The following is a 19545-nucleotide window of genomic DNA, read 5'->3' as shown; positions in this document are numbered from 1 at the left end:
TCGGCCCGACACGTCAGGGCAGGGTTCGTCAGGGCAGGGTGGGAACCCGGTCCGAGGGGCCGGCCGGGTCGTCGTGGATGACCACGAGGATCTCGGCCGGCTCCGGCCCGGTGCTCCGGCAGCGGTGGGGGAGCGCCGAGTTGAAGTACACGCTGTCCCCGGGACCGAGTTCGACGCTCCGCTCGGGGAACTCCAGTACCGCCGTGCCCGCGTGGACGAAGAAGAACTCCTCGCCCATGTGCGACTTGAACGGCGAGTCCGTCGGCGCGGTCGGCGGATACATCATGAACGGCACCATCTGCTTGCCGCCGAGCCCGGTCGCGATGCCCTCGTAGCGCGAGGCGCCGGAGCCGGCCCCGGCGCCCATCGGGGTGCGCTCGCCGGCTCGGACGACGGTGACGAGCTCGGGCTCCACCTCGTCCGAGAAGAGCCGGCCGACGTCGACGTTGAGGGCGTGGGCCAGCTTGAGCGCCGTCGAGATCGACGGGTCGCTGATGCCGCGCTCGACCTTGGAGAGGTAGCTCTTGGTGACGCCGACCTGCTCGGCGAGTGCCTCCAGGCTGAGCCGGTTCTGCTTCCTCAGCACCCGCAACCTGCCGGCCATGTGCCACCTCTCACCCACGGAATCGTTCGGTCCATTATCGGCCCGGCCACCCGGACGGCCGCGCCACCCCCGTACCGGAACGCGAGAGGACCCGGGAGCGTAGCCAGCTCCCGGGCCCCTGTTTGCCGCCCAATTGCGCACACCGGCACGTTTAAGGGCCGTGGATCAGATTGAAATCGACGCGTTCTGCCTTTGAACTACCGTGCCACGGAGCGGCACAGACAGGACTCGAACCTGCATTCGTCGATATTCGTCCACACCCGGTCGATCCGGTGTTCGGCGGCGAATGCTGAGACTGGAGCGAGAGCCTGAGATTCACGGGGCCTGCCTCTGCCTGGTTTGGGCTACCCCGGCCGGTGGTGCCGGGGGGAGGATTCGAACCTCCACTGTGACCCCTGGTCAGCTTCAACATCAGTGTCAGCTTTTCGCACCGCGCAGCGCACCCGCCCGGTTCTCCCGGTACGGGTCGTTGTCGCGCCCGGTGCACCCGCCCGGCTCCCCGGACGGGCGATCATGGGGCTACCGGAACAGGTAGCCGAAGACGGCGTCGCCCACCCTCCGGTCGGTGACCTCGACGGCGTTGGCCTCCTCACGGGCGAACTTGACCGCCTGCTGGAGCTTCTCCACCCGCTCGGCGAGCTCGTTCACCCGGCGGGCCGGCAGCGCGCCGGAGAACTTGACCGTGGTCCAGTAGCCGACCGCGATGTCCTCGTAGTAGACCTCGACCTGGGCCGGGTGCTTCTCGGTGGCCTCGGCCTTGACGTGGTTGCGCGGCACCTTCTTGGTCCGGATGGTGCGCACCGGCTCGGTCTTCCAGGAGTCGGTGGACGGATCGAGGTTCCAGGACTCGGCGGCGTCCAGCACCGGGAGCTTCTTCACGAAGGTGAACAGGTCGGTGAGCTGCTTCTCCAGGAAGAGCAGGTACGGCACCGGCACCTGGGCGAGGAGCACCTGGCCGTCCACCACCACGTCGGCGCGGGCGTCGACGTTGGCCCAGTCCTTGGTGGCCGTCACGTCGAACAGCCGGGTGAGGGTGTTCGCGGTGGACCGCAGGATGTCCTCGGCCTTCAGCTGCACACGGGTCGCCTCGGGCGGCAGCTGCTCGCCCTCCTCGTCCTTGGGCTGGTAGGTGCGGGAGATCCCGGCCAGCAGCGCGGGCTTCTGCAGGTCCTGGTGGGCCTGGGTCAGCTCCTGGAAGGACTTGGACTTGACGCCTTTTTCGACGGCGATGATCTGGTTCAGCTTTGCCACGTCCGGGACGCTAGCAGCCTCGAACGGATGGGCGACACCGAATTACCGATCACCCTGCCGGCCCTGTGGGGCCCCGGCCTCCGGTAGGGCCGATCGGATGGCGCCCCCGGTTCCCGGCGCGTCCGGGTGGTGAGGAGAGCGGATCGGCGGCGGTCAGCGGGTTAGGTTCGACCCCGTGACCGGCAATGACGTGGTTCTGGCGCTGGTGGTGGTCACCGCGCTGGGTTTCGACTTCACCAACGGGTTCCACGACACCGGCAACGCCATGGCGACCTCGATCGTCACCGGCGCCCTTCCGCCGCGGGTCGCGGTCGGCGTCTCGGCGGTGCTGAACCTGGTGGGTGCGTTCCTCTCGACCGCGGTCGCCGCGACGATCGCCAGCGGCCTGGTGGAGAGCCAGAGCGTGACGCTGACCGTGGTCGTGGCGGGCCTGACGGGCAGCATCCTGTGGAACCTGGCGACCTGGTACCTCGGGATCCCCTCCAGTTCCTCGCACGCGCTGATCGGCGGCGTGGTCGGGGGGACCGTGGCGGCGGCCGGCACCTCGGCCGTCAAGTGGCACGGCCTCGTCGCCAAGGTGATCGTGCCGGCCGCCCTGTCACCGGTCATCGCGGGATCGGTCGCGGCGCTCGGCACGTACCTCGTCTACCGCCTCACCCGCGGCGTCGCCGAAGGCCCGCGCACGCGCGGCTTCCGGAGCGGTCAGGTCGGTTCGGCCTGCATGGTCTCGCTGGCCCACGGCACCAACGACGCGCAGAAGACCATGGGCGTCATCACCCTGGCCCTGATCGCCGACGGGAGGCTGGGCGGTGGGGCGAAGGCCCCGGTGTGGGTGATCGCCTCCTGCGCCCTGGCCATCGCCCTGGGCACCTACATCGGCGGCTGGCGGGTCATCCGGGCGCTGGGCAAGGGACTGGTGGAGATCGAACCGCCGCAGGGGATGGCCAGTGAGTCGGCCTCGGCGGCGGTCATCCTCTGCTCCGCCGACTTCGGCTACTCGCTCTCCACCACCCACGTCGCCACCGGGTCGATCCTCGGATCGGGGATCGGCAGGAGGGGCGCGGTCGTGCGGTGGAACATCGCCCGCCGCATGGTGGTGGCCTGGCTGCTCACCCTCCCGGCCGCGGCACTGGTCGGCGCGCTGGCCTACTGGACCGCCCGGGGGATCGGCGGCACCGTCGGCGTGGTGAGTGTCTTCACCGTCCTGGTGCTGGCCTCGGTCGCCTTCTTCATCGCGTCCCGCTACCCGGCCGTCACCCCGGAGAACGTCAACGCGGCGTGGACCGGCTCGGTCGTCCCGGTGCCGCCCCCCAGCGACAAGGTGGCCCCGTGAACTCCTGGATCGACCCGGAGGCGCTCTGGAAGATCGTCGTGGTCGGCTTCCTCGCCGGCGCCGGGCTGCCCGCGCTGTTCGCCATCGCCGTGCGCGCCCTCAACCCGGCGGCCGGGGCCGAGGGGGACGGGGGCGTACGTGCCACTGCCGGGGTAGGCGGTTACGCCGTGGCCGCGGTGTGCTTCGCGGTGGTCCTCGCGGCGATCGGGTGGGGCATCCTCCTGATCGTCCGCCACAGCTGAGCGCACACCGCTGCCCTTGACCGTCCACCCCTGCGGGCAGCGTGGCGGCGGGCCGCGGCAGCTCGGCAGCTTGCCCCGCCGAGCTCGCCCGTGGGATCGTTCGCAGCGCGCTTTTGACGCCTCAACAGCTCTACGGGTTACGTTGGGGGCTCCGCGGGGCGGCGCTCCAAGTCATGCAATGAAATGGCAAAGCCGTCGCATCGCCGCAGGTCGCGAAGTGTCCTCCCCGCACCCGCGGGGGTCAGCCCCCGAACACGGCCGTCGTCCACGCCGACATGCGGTCCTCCCCGCACCCGTGGGGGTCAGCCGGTGTACATCCCCTGCGACCCCAAGGGGGAGTGGTCCTCCCCGCACCCGCGGGGGTCAGCCGTCGCCTGGGTCCGGATGGCGGTCGGGCGTTCGTCGACGTGGTCGAGGGGCAGGCGCCGGTTCCGGGGGAGGTTCGGGTGACCAGGTTCCGCATGGAGCGCGTGGGGCCGCGGGGCCGGCGGGATCCTGGCATCGCGGGGGCGTCGTGCTGTCGAGCGCCGTTCGTCGGCTGAGCCGCGAGGGCGGGTGTCAGGCGGTGGCGGGTGGGTCGGCGAAAGCGTGCCGGTAGGCCTGGGGGGTGGTGCCGAGGCGTCGGGCGAAGTGGTGGCGGAGGTTGTCGATGCTGCCGAAGCCCGCGCGGTGGGCGATGGCGGCGACGGGGTCGTGGGTGGTCTCCAGGTGGTGCTGGGCGAGCAGGACCCGCTGGCCGGTGAGCCATTGCAGCGGAGTGGTCCCCGTCTCCTGCCGGAAGTGCCGGGCGAAGGTCCGCGGGGAGAGGCCGGCGTGGCGGGCCATCGCCTCGACGGTCAGGTCCCGGTCGAGGTTGGCTTCGATCCAGGCCAGGACGGGGGCGAGGGAGCCCGTCCGGTCCCGGGGTACGGGGCGTTCGCGGTACTGGCGCTGGCCGCCGTCGCGGTGCGGGGGTGCGACCATGCGGTGGGCGAGCGCGTTGGCGACGGCGCTGCCGTGTTCCTTGCGGATCAGGTGGAGGCAGGTGTCGACCGCGGCGGCGGTGCCGGCGCCGGTGATGACCGGGTCCTCGTCGACGTACAGCACGTCCGACTCGACCCGGGCCTCGGGGTGGCGGCGGGCGAGTTCCCCGGTGAAGCGCCAGTGGGTGGTGCAGCGCCGTCCGTCGAGCAGCCCGGCCTGGCCCAGCAGGAAGACGCCGGTGCAGATGCTCAGGACGCGAGCGCCGCGCCGCACGGCGGCCCGCAGGCTGTCGGCGAGGGCGTCCGGCTGCCGCACGCCCGGGTCGTAGGCCGGGACGCAGATGAGGTCCGCGGAGGCCAGCCGTTCCAGCCCGTGCCGGGCGCGCACCTCGAAGCCGTGCCGGGTCGGCACGCTGTCGCCGGTGGCCGAGACGAGGGCGAAGTCGTAGACGGGGAACGCGTCGTCGCCGCGGTCGATGCCGAAGACCTCGCAGAACACGCCCAGTTCGAAGGCGTGGGCGCCTTCGAGGGCCAGGACGGCGACATCACGGAGCATCGGCTTCGGGCCTCCTCGAACCGGTTGGCAGGAATTCCAGCCTATCCGTCGTTTCTGCCACTGCCCGCGGGCGGCCCGTCCTGCGAGGCTCAGGGGCGTCCCCCTCTTCAGTATGCGAACAGCTAGGCGCCCGATGACCATGCACACCCCCGGCTCCACCTCCGACTCCACCACCGCCCTCCCGGCGCGGGCGGCCCAGGTCCTGCGCGCACTCGCGCTCGACGAGGACCTGAAGTGGCGCATCCCCGGCGATCCGGTCCTGGGCCCCCTGACCCGCAAGGCAGCCCGACGGTACGTGGCCGGTGAGACCCTGCCGGACGCCCTGGACCGCGCCCGGCAGGTCCTGGCGGCCGGCCACCGCGTGAACGTCGAGTACATGGGCGAGAGCTGCCGTGACGCGCGGCGGGCCACGGAGGAGACCGAGGTGTTCCTCGCCGCCGCCCGGCTGCTGCCGTCCGGCTGCTCGATCTCCCTCGACCTGTCCCACATCGGCCTCGTCGTCGATGCCGGGCTCGCCCTCGCCAACGCCTCCCGCATCGCCCAGGCCTGTGCCGTCACCGGGCGGGAGATGGTGATCTCGGCCGAGGGGTCCGACCGCACCGACGCGGTGCTGGACCTGCACCGCAGGCTGTGCGAGCGGTTCGACCACGTGGGTCTCACCGTCCAGGCACGCCTGCACCGCACCGCGGACGACCTGCCGGAGCTGCTCGGCCGACCCGGCCGCATCCGCCTGGTCAAGGGCGCCTTCCTTGAGCCCGAGACCATCGCGCACCACCGTGACTCGCCGGCCCTGCGCGCCGCCTACCTGACGTACGCGCAGCAGCTGGCCGACTCGGGCCACCTGTGCTCCTTCGCCACTCACGACCGGGACCTGATCGACCGCATCGAGCAGCGGATCGGCGGGACGGGCCGTGAAGGTGCCCCGTGGGAGTTCGAGACACTGCTCGGCCTCGGGCCCGGCATCCTCGACGCCATGGCCGAACGCGGGCACCCCACGCGGGAGTACATCGTCTTCGGCACCGAATGGTGGCTCTACGTCTGCAACCGGCTCGCCGAAGACCCCCAGCGCGTCCTCCAAGCCCTCGTCGACGCGGCCGGGTGACCGGGCGTCCGCTCCCAGGCGCGAGTCGTCGCGTCGGGGGCGGGCTCCGCCGTACGACCAGGTGCCCGGTGTGGAAATCCGGTGTCCGGCGGCGGGCCTTCCGGGCGAGAATGCGCGCATGGACGACGTGGCGGGGCTGGTGGGGCGCTTGATGAGTGTGGCGCGGGTGGCGCGGGACTCGGAGGCGGACGACGACTGCCACGCCTACTGGGGACTGGTCTGGGAGACGGCGCAGCGGGAGGGCGGCGAGGCCGCCTGGCGCGGTGGGGCGGGGCTGCTGGGGTCGGCCGATGTCCTGGAGCGGAAGGTGGGCGCCGATCTGGTGGGGAGCCTGGCCGAAGCGCACGAGGATCTGCGGAGCGAGGTGGCAACCGCCCTGATGGCGCGGGCCGACGTGGAGACGGAGACCTGCGTGCTGCTGTCCCTCGCCCGGGGCCTGGGCCGGTCGCAGGATTCGCGCGCCGTGCCGGTGCTGGTGAGGCTCTCCGGACACGAGGAGGCCGAGGTGCGGTGTCAGGTCGCCTCGGAACTCAGCCTGACCAACAGCGGGTCGGCCGACGGGCCCGATGTCCGGGCGCTGATCCGGCTCACCCGGGACCAGGACGCCGACGTCCGCAACTGGGCGGCCTTCACGCTGGGATTCCAGCTGGAGCACGACACGACCGCGATCAGGGACGCGCTCTGGACCTGCACCACCGACGAGTGCGACGAGGTCCGGGAGGAAGGCGCGCGGGGGCTGGCCAGGCGGCACGATCCACGGGCCGTCCCGCTGATCGCGCGACTGCTGGCATCCGACGACGGGAACCGCGCCTTCATCCTTGAGGCAGCGGCGATTCTGGGCGTCCCCGAACTCCTGCCGGCTCTTGAGACCTGTGAGCCCGACTCACCCGAGACCGACCGGGTCATCGCGGCCTGCGACCCGGTCCGGCGGGCCCGGATGGAGGGCGACGCCTGGACGGTCGTCGTGGAGTTGGAGCGGCTGCGCTCCGACCTCGGCGCGGCCCTCAGCTCACCGCGCTACGAGTCGGTGCACGGCATGCAGGTGACCCACCGGGAGTCGGGCGACGCGGTCTACGACGTGGCCTCACTGCTCTCCCGCGCCGGCGGGGACCCGACGCGGGCGGCCGAGCTGGTGGTGGCCGACCTCACCGGTACTGCCGTGAGCGGACCGCGGGCTGACGGCCTCCCGGAGTCTTCGAGGTAGGCGTCGCCGGGGAGGCCGGTCGTCACGGCATTGCCGGACGGGGCCGCCGCGCAGGTGCTCAGGACTCACGGCTGCCCACTGCTCGTCGGCCGTATGGTGCAACTCGCCCGGCAGGATGGGCACATGGCCGCCTGTGGAGGCGGACGGCCCCGGCCCGCCGGCCGGACCGGCGTGCTCGACCGACGAGGAGAGATCCATGTCCACCGCACCGATCGCCCCCGGCGACTTCCCCACCAGTCCGCTCGCCCTGCGCTTCGCCGACCCCGCCCGACAGGTCAAGGCCCGCGCGTTCGCCGTCGAGCAGGCGAAGGCCGCCACCGAGGCGGCCGGCCTGCTGGCCCGGAGGTGGGAGGCCGCTCCGGGGCGGCCGGCCAGGGTGGCCGCGCTGGCCGCCGTCCACGCGCACCTGGTCGACTGGCGCTACCGTCTCGCCGTCACGATGGGTCCGCGTCCCGGCACTCGGATCGCCTTCTTCCCGGAGCGCTTTCGCACCCCGATCCGGGAGGGTGACACCAACTACGACCGCCTCGGCGAGGTCGGCCGGCTGAGAGAGGGCGCGCAGTGGGACCAGGCCGCGCACGCCTTCACCGGCGGCCTCGCGACCCCGGCCTGGGAGGCCATGGTCCGCTACGGCCGTCTCGCCGAGGAACGCTTCGCGGTCGAGGGCGTCGAGGGCGACACCCTCCAGAACCGGGTGCTGCTGCCGGACGGACGGCTGGTCGCCGGCAACCGCATCCTGCGGGGCGACGCCGCTCACCGTACCGACGCCGAGCTCACCGCCAGGTACGCGGCCCGGGGCCTGAACACGTCCTGGATGGAGCGCGGCGGAAACCCGGTCTACACCGCCTCGCCCACTCCCCGGGACAGCGCCGTCCTGCACGCCGCCGCCCTCGACCTGCTGGCCCGTCCCCGTCTCACCGCCGAGGACTACCTGCTGGCCCGCTACCTGCTCTTCCAGGCCCCGCAGACCAAGAAGGGGAGCGACGCGGTGAGCAGGACGTTCGTCGTCGCGGTCGGCGCCGTCGCCCTCCCCGGCGCCGCGCCCGCCCTGCCCGAGGACATCGACCTGCGCTGCTACGTCCTCGGCCAGTGCCTGGCCACCTGTGGTTCGGCCGGGACAGGACGGTCCTGTGACGTGCGCGGTGCGCGCGAGGCCGGGGGCCGCGCCGCCCGCGGCTGAGCCGCCCGGCCCGGGCGCCGGGGGCTCCGGGAGTCCGGGCCGGTACGGCGTGAGCGGCCCGCCCGGCGTCATCGGCCGGGGCGCGAGCGGGGTGGGTGCTCCGGCTCGCGTCCGGGGAGCCGGTAGGGCCCTGTCCGGGAAGGCCGGGCGGGCAGGGCCCGGGGCCGGTGGCCGGGCGGGCGGTGTGGCAGGAGCGCCCGCCCGGCGTCACCGGCCGGGGCACGAGCGGTGGGTGCTCCCGCTCGCGCCGCGGCCCGTGCGGGGGTGGCCGGTCAGGCGGAGACGCCGCAGTACTGCTGCTGCTTGCCGATCACGCGGTAGACGCAGTCGGCCGTCTCCACCAGGCGCAGGACCGCCTCGCGGTTGCGGCTGGTCTCGCGGCCGATCACCTCGTCGGGCGGGTAGAAGCCGCTGCTGCCGTTCGGGCCGGGGTACATCTCGAAGGTGTAGGCGAAGATCCGCTGGGCGCCCCACAGCCAGTCGTCGATCGCGCCGTCGGTGATGTAGAGGTCGCTGGACTGTTCGGGGGTGTAGCCGTTGGTGGCGGCCATGCTGCGGCCGAGGGTGGCGAAGGTGTTGTAGTCGTCGGCGGTCATGCCGGGGGCGGTTTCGGCGGTGGTCCAGCCGTACGGCCAGAGCACCAGCTCGCTGTAGGTGTGGAAGTCGATGGCAGCGGTGATCTGCTGCCTGCCGCCGACGACCCGGCTGCGGACGAAGTCGGCGACCACCCTGGTCTCCTTGGCGGACTCCGGGGCGCCGCCCCGGTAGGTCTCGCTGGAGGTGGAGCCGGAGGAGCCGCCGCAGCAGCCCCACTTGTAGTTCCAGTTGCGGTTGAGGTCGGTGCCGACGCTGCCGGTGCCGGTGTTGGGCTGACGGTCCTTGCGCCAGCTGCGGTAGCGGCCGGTCGCGATGTCGTACTCGCCGCCGTCCGGGTTGAGGTCGGGGATCACCCAGATCTCCCGGCTGTTGACGGCGTCGGCGATGCGGCTGTCGGTGGCGTACTTGTCGCCGAACTCGTGCAGCAGGTAGAGCGACATCTCGACGGTGAGGTGCTCCCGGGCGTGCTGGTGGGCGGTGAACAGCACCTCGGGTTCGTCCTCGTCGGTGCCGACGTTGTCGCTGATCTTCACCGCGACGATCGGCCGGCCCTCGTAGGAGGTGCCGATGACGCGCTTGCTCATGATGTCGGGGTGCGCGGCGACGACCGCGTCGATGTCGGCGTTCGCCTCGGCGTGGTTGTGGTAGCCGGAGTCGGCCTGGGGGAAGTCGTACACCGGCCCGGCCAGGCCTTCGTCACCGGGCCCGGCGCCGTGGCGGGGGCCGGGCAGCGCGACGGGGGACCAGCCGAGCGCGCGCAGCTGGGCGGCCTCGGCGGTGGTGGCGGTGACGATCACCGCTTCGGGCAGGACGGCGTCGACGGAGGCGCCGGTGGCGGCGACGGCGGTGCGGTCGGCGACCGTGCGCGGGCCGTCGAGCCGGTACTGCCGCGCGGTGTCGGCGGCCGTGTCCGCCGGGGCGGCGGAGGGTGCCGACGGGTGGTCGGGGGAGGCGGCCTGGGCGGTGAGCGGGGTGGCGAGGGCGAGTGCCAGCAGGACGGCGGTGGCCGTGGCGGGCTTCCCTCGGCGGGGCAGTCGCATGACTGTCCTCCTGTGGGGGTCCGTGAAAGCGGAGCGGTGGAGGAGGTGAGGCGCGCGCCAGCCTGATGGTCCGTCAATGTCATGCGTTCGTCAAGACGTTCGGAGAGGGGGCGCGGCGGCGGAGGCCGGCACCCCCGGTCCGGCGGCTCAGCGGCTCTTGGTCAGGACGGCCTCCGTCCAGTCCCTGAACAGGGTGATCAGGGTCGAGCAGCGGGCGACCCCTCCGGGAAGGGCGGGCAGCAGGACCAGCGCGGGCAGGCAGACCGCGATCACCATGACCAGGGGGACGAGCCCCAGGGCGACGATGAGGGTGCGCTGGCACGCGGCCAGCCGGTGCAGGGCGGCGGGAAGCATCGATTCTCCTTCGACTGCGGGGACTTGGGTTCACCGACGTGGGTTCACCGCCTACGCTTTCGTGCGGCGCGGGCGTTGCGCCACGGGCAACGCGTTGCCGATCGGCGGCAACGGCGTGGCGGGCGGGCACGGCTGTGATCGGGGAGTCGCGGGTGTTGGATCGGCACAGGGACGTCTCGGAGCCCTTCGGCCCGCCGGAGGCGGAAGTCCGGGCGTTCATCGAGTTCATCGGCCGGCTCTTCGCGGTCCTGGACACCACGCTGACCCGCTACGCGGCCCGCTGCAACCGTGACAAGGGTTCCGTCTCGCGGTACTTCACGGGCCAGCGCATCGCCCCGAAGGAGTTCGTCGACGAGTTGCTGCGCCATGTCGGGGAGCTGGGCGGCCAGTCGGTGACCGCCGAAGTCCAGGACCAGGCGCACCACTTGAGGATGGAGGCGTTGCGCGTGCGCAACGCCTCGCGGCATGACGTCGAACAGCTGCGGGACAAGCTCGGATCCGCCGAGCGGGAGCTGCACCTGGCGAGCGTGCGCGAGCGGCACCTGCTGCGCGCGCTGGAGGCGACCGAGGCGCAGGCCCACCAGGCCGAGCAGCGCTACCGGCAGCTGGAGGCGGACTGGGCCGCCGCCCGCTACGCCTCGGGTGCCGTTGGCGCGCTGGAGCTGTACGAGGAGCCGGACGGGGAGCCGGGCGGGGCGAGCGGGGTCAGGGACGAGTTACTGGGCCTCAAGGCGGAGTTGGAGGCGCTGCGGACCGAACTCGCGCGTGCGCAGTCGCTCAAGCACGTGGCGGAGGAGCGCTGTGTGCGGCTGGAGGCCCGGCTGCTGGCGGCGGAGGCGACGCTCGACGCCGAGCGTGCCGCCGGGCGGCTCAAGCCGCCGCACGTGGAGCTGGAGTCCGTGCGGATGGCGCTCAACCGGGAGTTCGGGCAGCGGGTGGAGCGGTCGCTGGACCTGGCGACGGTGGCCGGGGAACTGTCCGGCCTGCTGGTCCGCCGGGTGGCCGACTTCGTCTCGGTGGACCTGGTCGCCGGGCTGACGGACGACGCCGAGCTGCCCACCGGCAGGCCGGACGACCGTACGCTGCTGCGCCGGGTCTCGCTGGCCTTCACCCCCGGCGCCGAGCAGTGGAGCGACGAGCCCGGCGAGGGGACACTGCTGACCGCGCCCGGCGCCACTCCCCGGGGCAGGGCCCTGCAACAGGGCGCCCCGGTGCTCGTCCCGGTGATGCGGCCCGGGACGGCCGCCTCGGACGCCGGTGCCTCCTCGCTCCCGGGAGCGGTCGGAGGCTCCGTCCTGGCGCTGCCGCTGGGCGTCCGCGGCACGGTGTTCGGCGTGGTCACGCTGGTCCGTCAGGCCGGCCGGGGGCCCTTCGGCCACGGCGACGCGGACCACCTCCAGGACCTCGTCGTCCGTGCGGCCCTGTCCATGGACATCGCGCGCCTGCACGGCGCGGAGCTGAAGGTGGCGGCGACCCTCCAGCGGTCGATGATCCCGGAGCTGCCGCCCGCGATCGCCGGCATGCGGCTGGCCCACCGCTATCTGCCCGGCGAGCGCCGGGGAGGGGCCGGGGGCGACTGGTTCGACGCGTTCCAGCTGCCGGGCAGCCGGGTGGCCCTGGTGGTCGGCGACGTGATGGGCCGCGGCCTCCACGCGGTGCAGACCATGGCGCGGCTGCGCGCCGCGGTCCACGCCCTGGCAGGTCTCGACCTGCCGCCGGGGCAGCTGCTGCGCCACCTGGACAACCTGGCCCACAAGCTCGGGCCCGAGCACCTCGCCACCTGCCTGTACGCGGTCTACGACCCGATCAACCGCACCTGCGAACTGGCCGGTGCCGGCCACGTCCCCCCGGTGCTGGTACGTCCGGACGGCACCAGCGAACTGCTGAGGATCCCGTCCGGCGCGCCGATCGGGGTCGGCGGAGTGCCGTTCCTGACCGCGGCCGTCGACGTCGTGGACGGGTCGATGCTGGTGCTCTGCACGGACGGCCTCGTCGAGGTCCGCGGCGGGGACACGGGCGTGGGCCTGGCCGCGCTCTGCGGCAGCCTGATCGATCCGCGGCAGAGCCCCGAGCAGGCCTGCGACGCCCTTCTGGACCGCCTCCAGCCCGGCGAGCGGGAGGACGACATCGCGCTCCTGGCGGCGCGTCTCACCGGGATCCCGCCGGCCGACGTGGCGACCTGGCAGCTCGAACCCGAGCCGGACGAGGTGGCGCGGGCACGACGGCTGGTGGTCGGACAGCTCTCCGCCTGGGGCCTCGAAGTCCTCAGGGACACCACCGAGTTGCTGGTGTCCGAGCTGGTGACCAACGCCATCAGGGTGGCGCGGGACCGGGTGCAGCTCCAGCTGATCAGGGCGGACCGGCTGCTGGTGGAGGTCAGCGACGACAACCACAACCTGCCCTCGCTGAAGCCCGGCGAGGTGTGGGAGGAGATCGGCCGCGGCCTCACGCTGGTCGCCCAGCTCGCCGAGCGCTGGGGCACCGCTCGCAAGGCGGTCGGCAAGGTCGTCTTCTTCGAGCTGCCGCTGCCCCCGCACCGGAGGTAGGCGGCACCCCGGTGGCATCCTGCATTCCGGGCGCATCCCGGGCGCGGCTGCGCCCCGGTGGCGGAACGCGGATCAGGACGGTGGGGTGCGCAGGCTCGGTACGGAGGCGAGCAGGGCCCGGGTGCCGGGTGGAGGTGGCGAGGTGGCGCCGACGGCCTTCCGGCGTCAGGCGGCCGCCACGGACTGGGGGAAGGCGAAGACGCCGTCCGGGTCGTAGCGGCGGGCCACGTCCTTCAACCGGGGCAGGTTCCCGCCGTAGTAGGCCCGGCCCCAGTCGGGCAGCATGCCGTCGATGTAGTTGACGTACGCGCCGCGGGCGCCGAGATCGGCCAGACCGTCGCGGATCGTGTTCACGGTGGCCCGGACCCGGTCCTCGTTGAGCGATGTGGCGGCGGCGTAGACCTGGGCGCCGGCGAGCGAGTCGCGGTGCGGGAACGCCGTGGCGTCCGGGGCGAGCCCGCCGACCGCGCCGCCCAGGGAGTCCAGCAGCAGGTCGACGCCGGTGCGGCCGGCCATCAGCGAGGTGACCCCCGCCGGATCGAGCGGCGCAGGGCCCAGCATCCGGGAGACCGCGACGAATCCGGCCCGCGGCAGGACGCCGCCCTCCCAGGTGGGGTGGCACTGGGCGATGGTGTCGTTCGAGCAGCCCGCCATGAACTTCATCGCGCCGAGGTAGTCCCTGGGGGAGACGGAGCGCGAAGTCGGGGTGGTCCCGGCCGCCGTCACCAGGCGGTCGAGCAGCGGGTTCGCGCCGCTCGGGTCGCCCACGTAGCAGCCGACGATCCGGCAGCCGGGCGGCGTGCCGCCGGAGATCTGACAGCTGGCCCAGAGCTCGGACGGCGCCCCGGCCACCCACTGCTGCCAGGCCCCCAGCACGTCGGTCACCGAGCCGGCCGGGAAGTCGAGCACGAAGACGGTCAGGCCGGGCGCGGGGGCGGTGGCGAAGCCGAACCGGGTCACGACGCCGAAGTTGCCGCCACCGCCGCCGCGCAGCGCCCAGTACAGGTCGGGCTCCGTGGCGGGCGAGGCGGTGAGCAGGCGCGAGTCGGCGGTGACCAGGTCGGCCGAGGCCAGCCGGTCACAGGTCAGCCCGTACTTGCGGGTCAGCACACCGATGCCGCCGCCCAGGGTCAGGCCGCCGACCCCGACGGTCGGACAGCTGCCGCCCGGAAGCAGCCGGCCCGCCTGGGCCAGCGCCGCGTACACCTCGATCAGGCGGGCACCGGCGCCGACCTCGGCGGTCCCGTCGGGGTGCACCTGGACATCGGCCATCCGGCGCACGTCGATCACCAGGCCCCGGGAGGGGATGCTGTACCCCAGGTAGCTGTGGCCGCCGCCGCGGGCCGCGATCGGGATCCCGTGCCCGCGTGCCACGTCCAGGCAGGCCCGCACGTCGTCGGCCGACACGCACTGCGCCACGGCGGCGGGCGACTGACCGTCGTTCAGCGTGTTGTACGCGAGCCGGGCGGTCCCGTAGCCGGGGTCCGCCGGGAGCACCAGCCGGGTGCCCAGGCGTGCTCGCAGCGCCCGCCAGTCGGGCGGCCCGGCCGCCAGGCTGCGGGCGCGGGCCGGGAAGGCCACGAGCGCCCGGGCGGGGGCACCGCCGGTGGCCACCGCCGTGGCGGCGGCGCCGAGGGTCGCGAGGAAACGTCGTCGGTCCATGGTCATGGCTCGCCCTTCTCCCGGCGGCCGGCGCACGGGTGCTGTCCAGCCGATCGTCACGCAGCGACGCCACCCGGGCCTGCGGAGCTGCGCCTTCCGGGAGCGCGGCGGCGGGCGGGACCGGGCGGTACTGGGTGGACCCCGCCTGGACCCCGTCTGGATCCCGTGTGGTGAACCGTTCGTCAACGACGTGGCTGGATTGCCATTCCGGCGGGCGGTTTGGCCTGAGAATCGGAGGTCCGGTGGGCGACCGGCTGTCAGGTGTGAGCAGGGGCGTGCTAGACCGGATGTGTTCAGCACTCGGGGGCGTTCGCGTCGAACGCTCCGTCCCGTGTACGGCAGACAGGCGGCCATGACCCTTCGTCGTATGAGTTCACCGGAGCAGGAGGACGTTGCCCTCGGCGTGCCGCCGGTGCCCGCCGAGAGCGTCCGGGACGAGCCGGCCGAGGCGAACGCCGCTGCGGCCGGGCTCGTGGCGGGGCTCCTGGAGGGGCGGCGCTCCGGTACGGACGACGAGACGGCAGACGCCGCCGAGGAAGCGATGAGCATGGATGAGCTGCCCCTGTGGGTTGAGGAGCCGGCCGTCGGACAGCCGGAGGGCCGGCCGGCAGCGGGAGCCGTGGACCTTCCGGACCTCGGAGCGCAGCTTCGCGAGGTGGCTCAGGCGTGGCAGGAGACCGTGCCCGACGGGCGCGGCACCGCCGACGACCTGCGCGCGGTCCTGGAGGCCGATGTGGAGGCTCTCCACGTCCGGTGGGAGAACGTCGCCTCGCTCCCGGACGGGGCGGAGCCGACGGCCGCCGCCGCACCGGGCCGGGCGGATGCGCGCAGCGCGGCGACCGCCGTCGACGCCGCGCTCCGCGACGCCGACCGGCACGCCGAATCCCTGACCGGTGTCCCCGAGTGGCAGCAGGTCCGCATCGTTCGTGACGCGGTCTCCCGGCTCTGGCACACGCTCGCCGAAAGAGCCGGTGAGTCCGCCGGCCGCCTCCTCGGCGACCAGCGGGTGTCCGAGTTCCTCCGCACCGTGTCGGTCCGCGCGTGCGAGACGATCGCCCGGCTCGCCCAGCTGGCGGCCGACCGCCTCCGCCGCGACCGGGTCGCGCTGCCCAGCGCGGAGGCCCTCCTCGCACTCGGCGCGGCGGCGGGCGTCTACAGCCGGTCCGTACGGCGGTCGAACGGTCTGCCCGCGGCGGAGGCGCTGCTGGTCCTCGGTGGTGGGCCCCGGCAGGAAGAAGCCCCGACACGGTCGGCCGCCGAGGTGGACGCCCCCGGGCTGGTGGCCATGGGCCGCGCCCTTCGGAGACCAGGACCCGCCATCCAGCTGTCGGCCACCGCCGCACGGCTACGCTCCGGCAGCCCCGCCCAGGGGCGGCGAGGCGCCCCGGCGGCAGAGCAGCCGGCGCACCTCACTCCGGGCGTGGCGGAGCAGCGCGGGCGGAAGCCGCACCAGCGCTGAGAGGGCGTCCGCTCCGCTCGGCCGGCAGGGCCGCGGTGACGCGGGGACGGGGCGGCGGCGCAGTCAGGCGTCGTCGGAGGGCTCGCCGAGGCAGCGGGGGACCGGGACGCCCTCGACCCACTCGGCGGAGCAGCCGCAGTTCTCCGGTGATCCTCTTGGTGGAGGCGCCCCACAGCGCGTCCTCGCCGGCATCGCACGAGGCCTTCACCCCCTGCCGGCAGTGCTGCGGGCAGGGCGTGAAGGCGTGGCGGGTGCCGGGGGTCAGGGCTGCTGCGGGTCGGTCCGCGGGGAGAGCCGGCCCGCCAGGCGGACCGCGGCGAGGGCGACCGAGTACCCGACGGTGAACAGCAGCACCGGGAACACGACGGCGGTCGGGTTCATGACGGTGTGGACCACCAGCGTGGGGGCGATCAGGGGTGGCACGGCCAGGACGGCCGCGGTCAGGGCCGCGGAGCGGACCGTGCGGGCGGTGCAGGCGACGGCCGCGCCGGCGACCACGGGGGCGGCGAGGTGGAACGTGGTGCGGAAGGCCGTTGCCGCGCCGGCGCCGTGGGTCAGGGCGAGGACGACGTCCGAGGCCACGAGCGTGGTCACGACCGCCCACGGGACGGCGGAGCGGGGTCGGGTGGTGCGGTCCGGCGGGGCGATCAGCAGCACGAGGGCGTTGAGGGCGAACAGCGCGGCGTCGGCGCCGCCGAGACCGTAGGTGAGCGGGATGTGCACGCCGGGCAGTTCGGGGCGGACGAGGAGGCCGGGTAGTGGTGCCAGGACGAAGGTGGCCGCCGCCAGGGCCCTGGCGGCGGTCCATCGGCCGGCCAGGGCCGTGACGGCCATCAGCGCCGCCGGGACGAGCAGCGCCAGCGCGGCCACGAGTGATCCGACGCGTGCCCCGCTGTCCGGGTCGGTGGCGGCCCGCACGGCCCACCAGAGGTGCACGGCGGCGTAGCCGCCGGCCAGTGCCGCGGCGAGCGGGGCCGCGGTGGCCAGGGCCAGGCCCGTCGGCCGGTGGGAGACCAGGCCGAACCGGGCCCGGGCTCCGTGCCCCGCCACATCGGCGACCTCACGCAGCCCGGCGAGCGGGTTCGCGGTGTGGACGCGGCGCTCGGCGTGGTCGGCGACCTCCGCCAGCGCGTGGGCGCCGTAGGAGGCCGGGTAGAGGGCGAGGGCGCCGCGCAGCAGACGGGCCGTCAGGCGGGCTGGCTGGTGGTCGTGGTGGTTCCGGTGCGGGATCATGCCAGGCCTCCCGCGAGCTTGGTCCGGGTGACGGCGAGGCGCCGGTCGGCCTCACGGAGGGCGGCCCGCAGTCGCTCGCTCTCGTCCGTGAGGGCCTGGGTGCCGGTCGGAGTGAGGGCGAAGACGCGGCGGGGGCGCCCGTGGACCGTCTCCTCCCGTTCGACCCGGATCAGGCCTTCGGCGAGCAGCCGGTCCAGGGTCCCGTACAGGGTGCCGGCGCCGAGCTGTACCCGGCCGTCGGAGATCGCGGCGACCTCGTCGCCGAGGGCGTAGCCGTGCCGGGGCTGGTCGGCGAGGGCGGTGAGCAGCAGGAAGGTGGGCTCCTGCATGGAGCGTTTCTTCGTCACGACCGCCACAATAGTACGGTGACCGTAGTATCTGGCAAGGGCAGGTGCGCTCAGGGGCGCCGGACGGCGCGGAAGGCGCAGGGTGTCGCAGATGCTCTCGCTGGGCTGGCGCCATGCGGTGCCGTGGCGTCGGAAGTAGCGGAGGCGGCCGATCCGCGGGCGGTGTGACCTGCATCCTCGCTGTCAGGCGTCGTGGCGGGGCGCCAGCAGGTCCGCGGTGACCTCGCGCAGGTTGCGGGCGCCGGCCAGGGCCATGGCCTCGGCCAGCTCCGCGCGGCGTGCCGTGAGGAGGTCCCGGACGGAGGTGCTGCCCCCGGTGGCGAGTGCCCAGAGGACCGGTCGGCCGATCAGGACGGCCCGGGCGCCCAGGGCGAGGGCGGTGAGGACGTCGATCCCCGAGCGGATGCCTCCGTCGACCAGGACCGGTACGTCGTCGCCGACTTCGGCGGCGACCGGCGGCAGGGCGGCCGCGGAGGAGAGGGCGCGGTCGAGTTGCCGGCCGCCGTGGTTGGAGACGATGATCCCCGCCGCGCCGGCCCGGACGCAGGACCGGGCGTCATCGGGACGCAGCACGCCCTTGACCACGACGGGCAGGCCGGAGACCCGCCTCAGCTCCCCGATGATGTCGAAGCCGATGGACGGATCCTGCTCCCGGTCCGGTGAGCGGGTGCCGGGTGCCATCGCGCGCGTTCGCAGGTCTCCGTCGGCGAGCGGGAGCGGGTGGCTCCGCCTGGCCTTCCGCGCGACGACGGGAGCGTCGACGGTCAGGACGAGCGCGCTCGCTCCGGCGCGGACGGCCCCTTCCACCTGGCTGAACGTCAGGTCGCGGTCGCGCAGGACGTAGACCTGGTACCACCAGGCGCCGGCGGCCGCGGCGACCTCCTCGATCGGGCGCGTCGTCCGGGACGAGAGCACGAGCAGGGAGCCGGCGGCGGCGGCCCCGGCGGCGGTGGCGGTTTCGCCGGAGGGGTGCGCCATCGTGTGGAACGCCGTCGGTGCGAGCAGGACGGGGAGTGAGAGCCGGCTGCCGAGCAGGTCGAGGCCGGTGTCGACCGCGGAGACGTCCCTGAGGATCCGGGGGAGGAGGCGGTGCGTCCGCCAGGACTGTTCGGCTTCGCGGAGGGTCACCTCTCCGGCGGCGCCGGTCGCGTAGAAGTCGTAGGCGCCCGGGTCCAGCCGGGCGCGGGCCGATCGCTCGTCCTCGTCCGGGGCGGCGTTATCGGACTCGTGCATCCGGAGCTCCTGGTGACGGGTGTCGTCCGGCGGGTTCCGCGGTGTCCTGCGGCAGGCAGGCTAGCATCTGGATCCGCCTCCAGTGGTCCGCCCAGTGGTCGGCGGCCGCGGCCGGAACGCCGCAGGCGCGGACGATGGTGATGACCCGTTCCAGCGGCGGCAGGCGGTTGTGGCGGACGTCGAGGGACCGGGCGAGGGTGCTGCGGGGGAGTCCGGTCCGCCGTTCCAGCCGGCGCAGCGAGGGCTCCCCCACCCAGGCCTTCAGGAGGCGCAGCTGTCTGACGAACTCGGCGGGCGTGGTGGCCGTCGCCGGGTCGGGGGCGGAGGATGCGCCGGCCGCGCCGGGCACGACCGGGTGGGGGAGGTGCTGGTCGGGCCGGTGCCCGGTCGGCAGGGACCGTTCGGGGGCGAGGGCGAGCAGGGCGAGCTGGGTGCGGTTGGCCGAGCCGGTCTTGGCGCGAATGCGGCGCAGGTAGGTCTCCACGGTGTGGGGGCTGATGTGCAGGCGCCGGGCGATCGCACCGTAGGTGAGTCCCTGGGCGAGGTGTTCCAGGACTTCGACTTCGCGGGCGGAGAGGGTGGCGGGCTGCGTCGGTGGGGTCATCGGGCCCTCCTGGTCGGTCGAGCCATGGGTTCCGGT

Annotated in this window: 17 protein-coding genes; 7 read left to right on the top strand and 10 right to left on the bottom strand. The window is 73.8% G+C overall.

The genetic code is table 11. The annotated features are described in order from the left end of the window. Positions 1–28 precede the first annotated feature (28 nt). A complete protein-coding gene (locus ACIQOW_RS10225; RefSeq protein ID WP_401082193.1) occupies positions 29–604 on the bottom strand; it encodes a helix-turn-helix domain-containing protein in 576 nt (191 codons plus the stop codon). A gap of 519 nt (positions 605–1123) precedes the next feature. Continuing rightward, a complete protein-coding gene (locus ACIQOW_RS10220) occupies positions 1124–1855 on the bottom strand; it encodes a hypothetical protein (RefSeq protein ID WP_401082190.1) in 732 nt (243 codons plus the stop codon). A gap of 175 nt (positions 1856–2030) precedes the next feature. Here ACIQOW_RS10220 and ACIQOW_RS10215 point away from each other — a divergent pair, with 175 nt between their 5' ends. After that, a complete protein-coding gene (locus ACIQOW_RS10215) occupies positions 2031–3188 on the top strand; it encodes an anion permease (protein ID WP_401082187.1) in 1158 nt (385 codons plus the stop codon). Then, positions 3185–3430, top strand: a complete 246-nt coding sequence (locus ACIQOW_RS10210) for a hypothetical protein (RefSeq protein ID WP_401082184.1) — start codon at positions 3185–3187, stop codon at positions 3428–3430. The genes ACIQOW_RS10215 and ACIQOW_RS10210 overlap by 4 nt, the downstream gene beginning before the upstream one ends. Before the next feature lie 558 nt (positions 3431–3988). On the opposite strand, the gene ACIQOW_RS10205 is transcribed toward ACIQOW_RS10210, so the two are convergent. After that, complete coding sequence (locus ACIQOW_RS10205) at positions 3989–4948, bottom strand: GlxA family transcriptional regulator (RefSeq protein ID WP_401082181.1); 960 nt, start codon at positions 4946–4948, stop codon at positions 3989–3991. A 133-nt stretch (positions 4949–5081) separates the two neighbouring features. Here ACIQOW_RS10205 and ACIQOW_RS10200 point away from each other — a divergent pair, with 133 nt between their 5' ends. From ACIQOW_RS10200 to ACIQOW_RS10190, 3 genes are all read left to right on the top strand, one after another. Further along, positions 5082–6050 (top strand): proline dehydrogenase family protein, encoded by a 969-nt coding sequence (locus tag ACIQOW_RS10200; RefSeq protein WP_401082178.1) that lies wholly within the window; start codon positions 5082–5084, stop codon positions 6048–6050. A gap of 118 nt (positions 6051–6168) precedes the next feature. After that, entirely contained in the window at positions 6169–7254 is a 1086-nt protein-coding gene (locus tag ACIQOW_RS10195) for a HEAT repeat domain-containing protein (protein WP_401082175.1), read from the top strand. Positions 7255–7450: 196 nt separating this feature from the next. Continuing rightward, the gene (locus ACIQOW_RS10190; RefSeq protein ID WP_401082172.1) at positions 7451–8434 is read left to right on the top strand and encodes a hypothetical protein; all 984 of its coding nucleotides are present in this window, start codon (positions 7451–7453) and stop codon (positions 8432–8434) included. 272 nt (positions 8435–8706) lie between these two features. Here the strand turns inward: ACIQOW_RS10190 and ACIQOW_RS10185 are convergent, their stop codons facing one another. Together ACIQOW_RS10185 and ACIQOW_RS10180 are read right to left on the bottom strand one after the other, a co-directional pair. Next, the gene (locus tag ACIQOW_RS10185) at positions 8707–10071 is read right to left on the bottom strand and encodes a M14 family metallopeptidase (protein ID WP_401082169.1); all 1365 of its coding nucleotides are present in this window, start codon (positions 10069–10071) and stop codon (positions 8707–8709) included. A gap of 147 nt (positions 10072–10218) precedes the next feature. After that, positions 10219–10425 carry a hypothetical protein gene (locus tag ACIQOW_RS10180; RefSeq protein ID WP_401082166.1) on the bottom strand — a complete coding sequence of 69 codons (207 nt, stop codon included), beginning with the start codon at positions 10423–10425 and terminating at the stop codon, positions 10219–10221. Positions 10426–10577: 152 nt separating this feature from the next. Between ACIQOW_RS10180 and ACIQOW_RS10175 the strand changes: the two genes are divergently transcribed. Further along, the gene (locus ACIQOW_RS10175; protein WP_401082163.1) at positions 10578–12971 is read left to right on the top strand and encodes a SpoIIE family protein phosphatase; all 2394 of its coding nucleotides are present in this window, start codon (positions 10578–10580) and stop codon (positions 12969–12971) included. A 165-nt stretch (positions 12972–13136) separates the two neighbouring features. On the opposite strand, the gene ACIQOW_RS10170 is transcribed toward ACIQOW_RS10175, so the two are convergent. After that, complete coding sequence (locus tag ACIQOW_RS10170) at positions 13137–14639, bottom strand: FAD-binding oxidoreductase (RefSeq protein ID WP_401082160.1); 1503 nt, start codon at positions 14637–14639, stop codon at positions 13137–13139. 361 nt (positions 14640–15000) lie between these two features. Between ACIQOW_RS10170 and ACIQOW_RS10165 the strand changes: the two genes are divergently transcribed. Next, positions 15001–16092 (top strand): hypothetical protein, encoded by a 1092-nt coding sequence (locus ACIQOW_RS10165; RefSeq protein WP_401082157.1) that lies wholly within the window; start codon positions 15001–15003, stop codon positions 16090–16092. 261 nt (positions 16093–16353) lie between these two features. On the opposite strand, the gene ACIQOW_RS10160 is transcribed toward ACIQOW_RS10165, so the two are convergent. The 4 genes from ACIQOW_RS10160 to ACIQOW_RS10145 all read right to left on the bottom strand — a co-directional run bounded on the left by ACIQOW_RS10160 (position 16354) and on the right by ACIQOW_RS10145 (position 19509). After that, the gene (locus ACIQOW_RS10160; protein ID WP_401082154.1) at positions 16354–17325 is read right to left on the bottom strand and encodes a hypothetical protein; all 972 of its coding nucleotides are present in this window, start codon (positions 17323–17325) and stop codon (positions 16354–16356) included. After that, positions 17322–17654 (bottom strand): PadR family transcriptional regulator, encoded by a 333-nt coding sequence (locus tag ACIQOW_RS10155; protein ID WP_188295301.1) that lies wholly within the window; start codon positions 17652–17654, stop codon positions 17322–17324. Before ACIQOW_RS10155 ends, ACIQOW_RS10160 begins: the two co-directional genes overlap by 4 nt. A gap of 201 nt (positions 17655–17855) precedes the next feature. Further along, entirely contained in the window at positions 17856–18905 is a 1050-nt protein-coding gene (locus ACIQOW_RS10150) for an alpha-hydroxy acid oxidase (RefSeq protein WP_401082151.1), read from the bottom strand. Continuing rightward, positions 18889–19509: a response regulator transcription factor gene (locus ACIQOW_RS10145; protein WP_401082148.1), complete on the bottom strand. Its 621-nt coding sequence runs from the start codon at positions 19507–19509 to the stop codon at positions 18889–18891. The genes ACIQOW_RS10150 and ACIQOW_RS10145 overlap by 17 nt, the downstream gene beginning before the upstream one ends. Positions 19510–19545 lie beyond the last annotated feature (36 nt).

Origin of the sequence: Kitasatospora sp. NPDC091335, assembly GCF_044757205.1 — a bacterium.
GTDB lineage: Bacteria > Actinomycetota > Actinomycetes > Streptomycetales > Streptomycetaceae > Kitasatospora.
Note: the sequence above shows the minus strand (reverse complement) of the source record. Positions and strands in the feature narration are given on the sequence as shown.

Bases quoted from the DNA above. Each gene is read 5' to 3' on its own strand.
- ACIQOW_RS10190 (WP_401082172.1), top strand. From the start codon at position 7,451: ATGTCCACCGCACCGATCGCCCCCGGCGACTTCCCCACCAGTCCGCTC.
- ACIQOW_RS10200 (WP_401082178.1), top strand. From the start codon at position 5,082: ATGACCATGCACACCCCCGGCTCCACCTCCGACTCCACCACCGCCCTC.
- ACIQOW_RS10160 (WP_401082154.1), bottom strand. From the start codon at position 17,325: ATGATCCCGCACCGGAACCACCACGACCACCAGCCAGCCCGCCTGACG.
- ACIQOW_RS10185 (WP_401082169.1), bottom strand. From the start codon at position 10,071: ATGCGACTGCCCCGCCGAGGGAAGCCCGCCACGGCCACCGCCGTCCTG.
- ACIQOW_RS10165 (WP_401082157.1), top strand. From the start codon at position 15,001: ATGAGTTCACCGGAGCAGGAGGACGTTGCCCTCGGCGTGCCGCCGGTG.
- ACIQOW_RS10155 (WP_188295301.1), bottom strand. From the start codon at position 17,654: ATGCAGGAGCCCACCTTCCTGCTGCTCACCGCCCTCGCCGACCAGCCC.
- ACIQOW_RS10145 (WP_401082148.1), bottom strand. From the start codon at position 19,509: ATGACCCCACCGACGCAGCCCGCCACCCTCTCCGCCCGCGAAGTCGAA.
- ACIQOW_RS10205 (WP_401082181.1), bottom strand. From the start codon at position 4,948: ATGCTCCGTGATGTCGCCGTCCTGGCCCTCGAAGGCGCCCACGCCTTC.
- ACIQOW_RS10195 (WP_401082175.1), top strand. From the start codon at position 6,169: ATGGACGACGTGGCGGGGCTGGTGGGGCGCTTGATGAGTGTGGCGCGG.
- ACIQOW_RS10170 (WP_401082160.1), bottom strand. From the start codon at position 14,639: ATGACCATGGACCGACGACGTTTCCTCGCGACCCTCGGCGCCGCCGCC.
- ACIQOW_RS10150 (WP_401082151.1), bottom strand. From the start codon at position 18,905: ATGCACGAGTCCGATAACGCCGCCCCGGACGAGGACGAGCGATCGGCC.
- ACIQOW_RS10180 (WP_401082166.1), bottom strand. From the start codon at position 10,425: ATGCTTCCCGCCGCCCTGCACCGGCTGGCCGCGTGCCAGCGCACCCTC.
- ACIQOW_RS10225 (WP_401082193.1), bottom strand. From the start codon at position 604: ATGGCCGGCAGGTTGCGGGTGCTGAGGAAGCAGAACCGGCTCAGCCTG.